This is a genomic window from Acinetobacter sp. YH12152, assembly GCF_013418285.1.
Classification (GTDB): Bacteria; Pseudomonadota; Gammaproteobacteria; order Pseudomonadales; family Moraxellaceae; genus Acinetobacter; species Acinetobacter amyesii.
Map to the genome: position 1 here is coordinate 1 of NZ_VPCH01000079.1, position 8,489 is coordinate 8,489.

Annotated in this window: 6 protein-coding genes and 1 pseudogene; 2 read left to right on the forward strand and 5 right to left on the reverse strand. The window is 35.6% G+C overall.

Annotation, left to right across the window (positions count from 1 at the left end):
- Positions 1 to 122: 122 nt before the first annotated feature.
- Positions 123 to 368, reverse strand: a pseudogene (locus FTU83_RS16255) (class II aldolase/adducin family protein); the annotation flags it as partial.
- Between the two features lie 45 nt (positions 369 to 413).
- On the opposite strand from FTU83_RS16255, the gene FTU83_RS16260 reads away from it, so the two are divergent.
- Entirely contained in the window at positions 414 to 1,913 is a 1,500-nt protein-coding gene (locus tag FTU83_RS16260) for a PLP-dependent aminotransferase family protein (RefSeq protein ID WP_052232770.1), read from the forward strand.
- Positions 1,914 to 2,056: 143 nt separating this feature from the next.
- Positions 2,057 to 2,845 carry an aminoglycoside adenylyltransferase domain-containing protein gene (locus FTU83_RS16265; RefSeq protein WP_038350081.1) on the forward strand — a complete coding sequence of 263 codons (789 nt, stop codon included), beginning with the start codon at positions 2,057 to 2,059 and terminating at the stop codon, positions 2,843 to 2,845.
- Between the two features lie 126 nt (positions 2,846 to 2,971).
- On the opposite strand, the gene FTU83_RS16270 is transcribed toward FTU83_RS16265, so the two are convergent.
- From FTU83_RS16270 to FTU83_RS16285, 4 genes are all read right to left on the reverse strand, one after another.
- Positions 2,972 to 3,430, reverse strand: a complete 459-nt coding sequence (locus FTU83_RS16270; RefSeq protein ID WP_077170035.1) for a DUF523 domain-containing protein — start codon at positions 3,428 to 3,430, stop codon at positions 2,972 to 2,974.
- 154 nt (positions 3,431 to 3,584) lie between these two features.
- Positions 3,585 to 6,686, reverse strand: a complete 3,102-nt coding sequence (locus FTU83_RS16275) for an efflux RND transporter permease subunit (RefSeq protein WP_038349993.1) — start codon at positions 6,684 to 6,686, stop codon at positions 3,585 to 3,587.
- Positions 6,686 to 7,852: an efflux RND transporter periplasmic adaptor subunit gene (locus tag FTU83_RS16280; RefSeq protein ID WP_052232764.1), complete on the reverse strand. Its 1,167-nt coding sequence runs from the start codon at positions 7,850 to 7,852 to the stop codon at positions 6,686 to 6,688. Before FTU83_RS16280 ends, FTU83_RS16275 begins: the two co-directional genes overlap by 1 nt.
- 253 nt (positions 7,853 to 8,105) lie before the next feature.
- Positions 8,106 to 8,366 carry a hypothetical protein gene (locus FTU83_RS16285; RefSeq protein ID WP_038349994.1) on the reverse strand — a complete coding sequence of 87 codons (261 nt, stop codon included), beginning with the start codon at positions 8,364 to 8,366 and terminating at the stop codon, positions 8,106 to 8,108.
- Positions 8,367 to 8,489 lie beyond the last annotated feature (123 nt).

Genomic DNA, 8,489 nt, shown 5'->3' on the forward strand with positions numbered 1-8,489 from the left:
TGAAATTCATGCACGTGTAGCAGTCCTCAACAGATTTACGGAATTAGGTCGACCACTTACCCAAGTTACGCCTTAAATTTGGCTCAATTAGGGGGCTTTGTATTTCAAATCTTTGTGCAACAAAGCCGATTTGTGGCGGTGATTTCATCAAAACCTAAACCAAATCGTTGAGTCAAAAAGGTATTACCTTTTTCAGTACGACTTGTGATTTGTCCAGCGAGACCAGAATCATGCCCATGATCAAATAAAATACGGCAAGTTAAGGCCAGTTTCTGTTGATCGGTATAGCCTTCATCTTGGAAAAGCTGTTGCATGCTTTGTTGGGCATTTTGCATTAATTGCTGTTTATCAAGTAGAGCGGTTTCCATGAGACCTCCTATTCTGTTGATTTGTCATATCGACAAGGGCAGAATATGAAATCTGTGGATGGTTTGAAATATCCAGTTTTTAAAACTTATATGGTCCAGATGAATATGCAACAGCCGTGGAAAATAAAGCTACATCTTGGTGAGCGTGAAGAAAAAACCATTTTTCTTAAACTAGGAAATCAAATCATTCAGGAAATTTTGTCTGGGCGATTAAAACAGGGTACACGTTTACAGGGTTCTCGTAGCTTAGCAAATGAATTGGGAATTAACCGTAAAACGGTACAATCAGTGTATGAAGATTTAGAAGCACAAGGCTGGTTAATCTCTAAGCCACGACAGGGGACTTTTGTCTCCGAACATTTACCCGATGTCAAAACTCACATAGAACCTAACTCAACAATTTCGACATTTTCTCAGGCTACAACTGATTCATATACTTCGCAAATACAGATTATCAATGATGGACTTCCTGATACTCGATTAATTCCTTATGAGTTGTTTTCTCGCGCTTATCGGCATGCTTTAATTAAAGTGACTCGACAACAAATTATGGGCTATGGAGATCCGCAAGGGAGTCTTGAACTACGTCAAGCCTTATTAAATATGCTGTTGATGGAAAGATTTATTCAAACTTCTTTAGATCATATTTGTGTTGTTCGTGGCAGCCAAATGGGGATATTTCTAGCAGCACGTGTACTTGCAAAACAACAACAGCGTCAGGTCATAGTTGTGGAGCAGTGGTCTTATGCGCCTGCAGTGGAGACATTTCTATCTACCCATTTTCAAATTATTCAAGTTCGATTAGATCAACATGGTCTAAGTACTGACCATTTGATTGAGATTTTAGAAAATCATAAAGTTGCGGCAGTCTATACAACACCACATCACCAATATCCAACCACTGTTTCGATGGCAATGGATCGTCGACTCAAACTTTTAGAACTCTCTAAAACACACAATTTTTATATTATCGAAGATGATTATGATCATGAATTTCATTATGACAGTCGTCCGATCCCTCCACTGGTTAGTTTACCTCATGCTGATCAAGTGATTCATATCGGTTCATTGTCTAAGGTATTTGCTCCAAGCTTGAGAGTGGGCTATGTCGTGGCAGATCTGAATATTATCAATGCCATGAAGCAAGATATTTTACTTATTGATAAACAAGGTAATGCTATTACTGAACTTGCTATTGCTGAATTGATGCAACAAGGTGAAATTAAACGACATACTCGAAAGATGAAGAAGATTTATCATAGCCGACGTGATTTTGCCGTAAGGACTTTCCATCAAATATTCCAAGATAAGGTAGAAATCCAAACACCAGCAGGAGGAATGGCATTATGGGTAAAATTAAAATTGCCTTATCGTTTAGAATTTGCAGAAATTCTAAAACAACTGCAAATTGATTCAGAATATGAATTGGGTTCTATATTTCAAGACTCAAGTGATAGTTTTCATATCCGTTTTGGCTTTGCTGCTCAAAGTGAGGAGGAAATGACTCTTACTATTCAGATGTTGTTTCAAGCTTTTTTTGATTGATAGAGTTTTATGTATTAAACTCTATATTGAAAGTAAATATATTGTAAAAATAGTATGTTATTTACTAATTGATTAAATTATTTACACTTATTCTGTATAATGCTCTATGAATTCATTACTTATTTTTTTAAATTAAAAATCATATGCAAAGCTTAAATGATGAAGAGTGTCGCCAAGTTGAAAGTGTAAAACAGCTTTTACAAAAAAATTTTAAAGATAAGCTTTATGCTATTTATTTATATGGTTCGTATGTTGATGGTGGTTTAAAACATAAAAGTGATCTTGATATTTTAGTTATTATTGAACGTGAAATTACCGATCAGGAAAGAAAACAATTAGCGCAGAATTTTCTAAATATATCTGTTCCGATTGGTCATGCTACAGCGCGTGCCTTAGAAATTACGATATTAGAAAAAGGGAGTATTACCAATAAAAATCATCCATATACATATCAGCTACAATATGGCGAGTGGTTGAGAGAAGAATTACTCAAAGGTGAATTACTTTATAGTCAATCTGATCCAGATATTAGTATTTTACTTAAAACTGCCCAATTACATAACATTACTATCTTTGGACCTGATATTTGCGATTGGTTAAATCCAATTAGCTATGAACAATTAATATTTGCCATGCAAAAAACTTATCCACAAATTATTGCTCATTGGAAAGACGATCAGGATGAATGTAATCAAATTTTAGCGCTATGCCGTATAGCTTATACATTAGATCATAAAACAATAGTTGCCAAGGATGTTGCTGCGACATGGTTTTTAGAATTCTTAAGTCAGATAGATCAAGACATTTTGCAACTCATAATAGATGAATATATTGGGCAAGGTCATGAGCAATGTTGGTTAGTTTTACATGATCAGCTTGCTAAAATTGTTAAAGAATTACAGCATAAAATTGAACCACTACTTTTTAACTGATGTGGAAGTAATGGATATGCTTCTTAGATTATTACCTCACTATATCTCTAAATACCGAAGAGACTTGATATTGCAAAGGGGGGCGTGGTTGGAGTTGCATGAAGATTTTAAATAAAAGCGGAGGAACTAGGGTAAAAGTTGCCAAAAAGTTTCTTCTGAAATGACTTTTATATTATGACGTTTAAGCAAAGCGGAGGTAACTCCATTGCCATAGATCTTATTCCCATTAAATTGACCATCGTAAATCATTGAACTACCACATGAAGGGCTATTTTCTTTAAGCACTACCAGAGTAGCTTTTAATAATTGAACTTTTTTTAAAGTTCTATATGCCCCTTCAATATAGATTGAAGTCACATCCTTTCCTGATTTTTCAATTACACAGGCTTTTCCATCTAAGACATCATCGCCATTACCTCCCGAAATCTCGGCAGGTTCGCGTGGTGTTGATAAACCGCCAAGAATCTCTGGACATACCATAGTAGCTTTTCCATCTTTGACTAATTTTTCGATTTTTTCGTTTAAGCTATGCGTCCCGTTATAACGTACCTTTAAGCCAGCCAGACAAGAACTTACTAAAATCATATTTCCTCTATGAAAAAGATATGTATCGATTTGCTATTTAGCCAGTACCTATTATTTTTTAAAATTAATAGGTTAGTGCTATGGATAAAACAAGAATTTAAATATGATCAATGCAAAGTGAGTTATTTTTTTTCTAACCCACAAAGCTTATAGATTAGTTTGATCCTTTTTGTTTAGAAAATTTATCAACAGTTCCCATAACAATAATGAAAAAAATAGGGACAAACACTAAAGCAAGAAGAGTTGCACTGATCATTCCTCCAAATACGCCAGTACCTATAGCCTTTTGGGTTTCAGAACTCGCACCACTTGCAAAAACTAAAGGAATAACTCCGCATGTAAATGCTAAAGAAGTCATTAAGATTGGACGCAAGCGCAATTTTGCAGCTTCAACGGTTGCTTTAACTAAACTCATCCCATCTTCTCGGAGAGCCTTAGCAAATTCAACAATTAAAATGGCATTTTTCGCTGATAATCCAATGATGGTAATCATACCAACCTTAAAGAAAATATCATTGGGCATACCTCTTATCATTACAGCTATAAATGCACCTATAAGCCCTAGAGGTACAACCAACATAACAGAAAGAGGGATGGACCAACTTTCATATAACCCAGCTAAAACAAGAAATACTACGAGCATAGATAGAAGTAATAAAAATATAGTTTGCGATTCAGCCTGTTTTTCTTCTAAAGAAATACCACTCCATTCATACCCCACACCTTTTGGAAGTTGTTTGATTAAATTTTCCATTTCTGACATTGCTTGACCAGAAGATATACCAGGTGCTGGACTACCCGTAACACTTAAAGATGGACGACCATTGTAACGATTGTATTGTTGTGGGGAGTATTGCCAAACTGGAGTAATAATCTCAGACATAGAAATCAGTTTACCACTTTGACTATTTACTTTGATTTGTAAAATATCATCAATACTCATACGTGATTTGGCATCAAGTTGAACAATAACTTGCTGCATACGATCTTGATTTGGAAAATCGTTGATATACATTGAACCCATTGAAGTAGAAATGATATCGGTAACATCACTGAAGTTAACACCTAATATTTGTAGTTTTTCACGATCAATTTTGAGTTGTACAGAATTTCCATCTGGTAAACCATCAGAGTAAACATCTACAACTTTTTTACTTTGAGTTGATAAACTGAGTAATTGATCTTGGGCTTGTGCTAATGCTTGCATGCCAATATTTCCTACATCCTGCAATTGTAATGAAAATCCAGAAGAGCTTCCTAATTCATCAATTGCTGGAGGCAATACAGACATTACTTGGCCTTCCGAGCTGTCAGCCATTGCAGTATTCGCATTATCCACGACTTGTTGGGCAGTAATTTTACGGTCCTCAAAGGGGAGTAAATTGGTAAAATACATTGCTGTATTTTGCCCTGAACCACTAAATCCAAAGCCTAAGATCGCCATATTATCTTGAATACCAACTTCTTTATTTAGATGTTCCTGAAATTCAGTAACAACTTTTTTGGTACGTTCTTGTGTGGCATCAGAAGGAAGTTGAATTGATGTCATAAACCAACCCTGATCTTCTTCTGGCATAAATGCAGTAGGTACTTGTTTAAAACAAAAAAGAAGTGCAACAACAATGCCTATAAAAAATAGCATAGCCGTTCTTTTATGTTTAATGACTTTAAATAAACCATGTTCATATCGATTATTTAATTTTTCAAAACTTCGATCAAACCAAGCAAAAACACCTTTTTTCACATGATTTTTATCTATTGGTTTCAACATGGTTGCACATAAAGCAGGTGTCAAAGTTAAGGCTAGGAATGCTGAGAATAAAATCGAAACTGACATTGTGATAGTGAATTGGCGATAAATAATCCCTACTGAACCATTTGCTAAAGCCATTGGTAAAAATACTGCAGCCAAAACCAAAGTAATACCAATAATCGGATTCGTAATTTCTTTCATCGCCTTCGAGGTGGCATCTGCAGGGGACAAGCCTTCTGATACCATGATTCTTTCCACATTTTCAATCACTACAATGGCATCATCTACAATGATCCCAATCGCCAGCACCATACCAAACATGGTTAGGACATTGATAGAAAAGCCAGCAAGTAGCATTACAGAGAACGTTCCTAGCAATGCTATGGGAGCAACAATAGCTGGAATTAAGGTATAACGAACATTATGAAGAAATATGAACATTACAATAAAGACTAAAACCATGGCTTCAATCAATGTTGTAATTACTTTTTGAATAGAAACTTTAACAAATGGTGCAGTATCATAAGGGATTGAGAATTTCATTCCATCAGGTAATGAAGTACTCAATTGGTTGATTTTTGCCTTTACCCCTTCAGCAGTTTTAACGGCATTTGCATTGGGACTCATTTGTATTGCTATTGCTGTAGATGGATTACCATTCTCTAAAATGGCAAAACTATAAGACTGCGCACCAACCTCAATATGAGCCACATCTGATAACAGTACAGTTGCCCCATTTTTATTCGAACGTAAACTAATTTTTTTAAATTGTTCAACAGTCTCCAATTGCCCTTGTGCTGTTAATGGAATCGTAATTTGCTGTCCTTTGAGGGCAGGTGTATCACCTATACGACCAGGTGAAATCGGGAGGTTTTGATTTTGAATAGCCGTATTTACGTCTTTAATACTCAGACCATAAGATACTAAACGATTTGGATCGACCCAAATGCGCATAGCTTTTTCAGCTCCAAAATTCTGGATTTTCCCAACCCCATCAACTCGCTTGATTTCTTCAATGACGTGTCGTGTCATGTAGTCACTTAGGTCTATTTCAGAATATTGATGATTAGGGGAGTTCAGACCTATGATCATCAAAAATCCAGATGAAGCTGCATCAACCATAAGCCCTTGTTGTCGAACAGGTTGAGGTAGTCTCGACTCAATTGCTTTGATTTTGTTTTGAACATCAACTTGAGCAAGCTCTACATCTGTACCAGGCTTAAATGTAGCAGTAACAGTAGCGCTACCAGAGGTATCTGAACTTGAACTGTAATACAGTAAATTCTTAACACCTGACATTTCTCTTTCAATAAGTGTTACAACACTGTCATTGAGCGTCTTTGGTGTAGCTCCAGGATACATTGCTGTAATACTAATTTGTGGTGGAGCTACACTTGGAAAGCGTGCAATTGGCAATTTAGGTATACTTAATACACCAAATAAAATAATAAATAAGGCGATGACCCAAGCAAAAATTGGTCGACGAATGAAAAATTGAGACATTATTGCTGCCCCCCATTTTCATTATTCGTTATAGGTGCTTGCCATTGTTTTACTTTTAGTCGCTGATTAGGTTGAATACGGTCTACACCTTCGACAATGATTTTTTCACCCGCATTTATACCTTGCGTGACTACATAACTATTTTGATAACGCTGACCCAGTTGCACAGTTTTACTTTGTGCTTGCTCTTTTTGGTTGATAATAGTTACATTCGCCTTACCACTAATATCATGTTGGATAGCTTGCTCTGGCACTAAAATCGCATTATCAACTTTTGTTCGGCTCATGTTGATACGGACATACATGCCGGGAAGCAATTTTTGACTAGGATTATTCGCTAAAATACGGATAGTCACATCACCAGTATCGGGATCTACTTTAGTGTCTGAAAATAAAATTTCACCCCTTACATCGTATGGCTTACCTTGACTATTTAGTATTTCAACGTTATGGCTAGCATTTGACAAATTCCCTTGTTGTAATGCTTCCTGTATTTTTTCATAATCAGTAATTGACTGTTTTACGTCGATATACACTTTATCAATTTGCTGTACTACTGCCATGGCTTTAGTATCACCTTGGCTGACTAATGCACCTTCAGTCACTAAAATCTCACCAATAATTCCAGATATTGGCGATGTAATTGTTGCATATTTTAGGTTAAGTTGTTGACGTGAAAGTATCGCTTCCATTTGAGTAACATCAGCTTTTGCTTTCTGATATTCTGCTTCAGTATTGTTATATTCTTGCTTACTAATTGCATTAACTGTCACCAGTTCAGCGTATCGTTTTAACAAAATTTGAAGGCGTGTTACTTCAGCCTCAGCACGATGTAAAGTTGCTCTATTACTTTTGACATCAGCCTGAAATATTTCAGAATTTAATTTAAAAAGTGGTTGACCTGCATGTACATAAGTACCCTGTTTAAATAGAACTTTATCTACTATGCCACCAACCTGAGGGCGAATTTCAGCAATACGATATGCAGTGACACGCCCAGGGAGATTTTCAATCAGATTTATTGATTGTGTTTGGGCAGTCATTACACTTACTGATGCTAACGGTGCATCTGCTGAATGATGCTCTGCATTTTCTGATTTTGAGCAGCCTATTAGTAGCACAGTCATAATGCCAGCTGAGCTAACTAAATAACGACTTTTTTTCATAATTTCCATCTTTGAATAGGGTTAAGCTCATACAGTTAAATGATAAATAGCGGTATAACTAAAGTTTAGATTAACTGGTGAAGAGCTTACTAAAGTGACATTTTGCTTAAACTATATAAGTGAAGTAGGCATTGTATTAAACGAATATTTAAATCATTCGATTTAAATATTCTAAGTTAATAAAATAGTGACTTATAAAATAAAAAACGGAAGGTTTTCATTTTCACTGGTTTGATGACATAAAATCTTAAAGCTAAGTATTGATTTCTAAATCATATTGTTGCAGTACACTAGGGGTCAATATACATTTGAATATTGATGAATAAATTCCTAATTGATGTTGCATTTTCCATCCTTCAGAAAAATCTGCCATTAACCAAATAACCTCATCTACAAAAATATGCTCAATTGCAATAAACCAATATTCTTTTTCAAGATCTGTCAGCGTTACAAATTCAGCATATCCTTGTTTAAAAAGATTCCACTCATCAACTGTAAACAGAGGTGGTTCCACTTGTTTGAACAACTAAAAGCGTATTTATAAGTGATATTCCGCTCTAGTTAAGCCACCTTGTTTTGTTGGGGTAGCTGATCATAGTAAAACTCATTTGGTGTCATTTTGTCTAGACTCGAATGA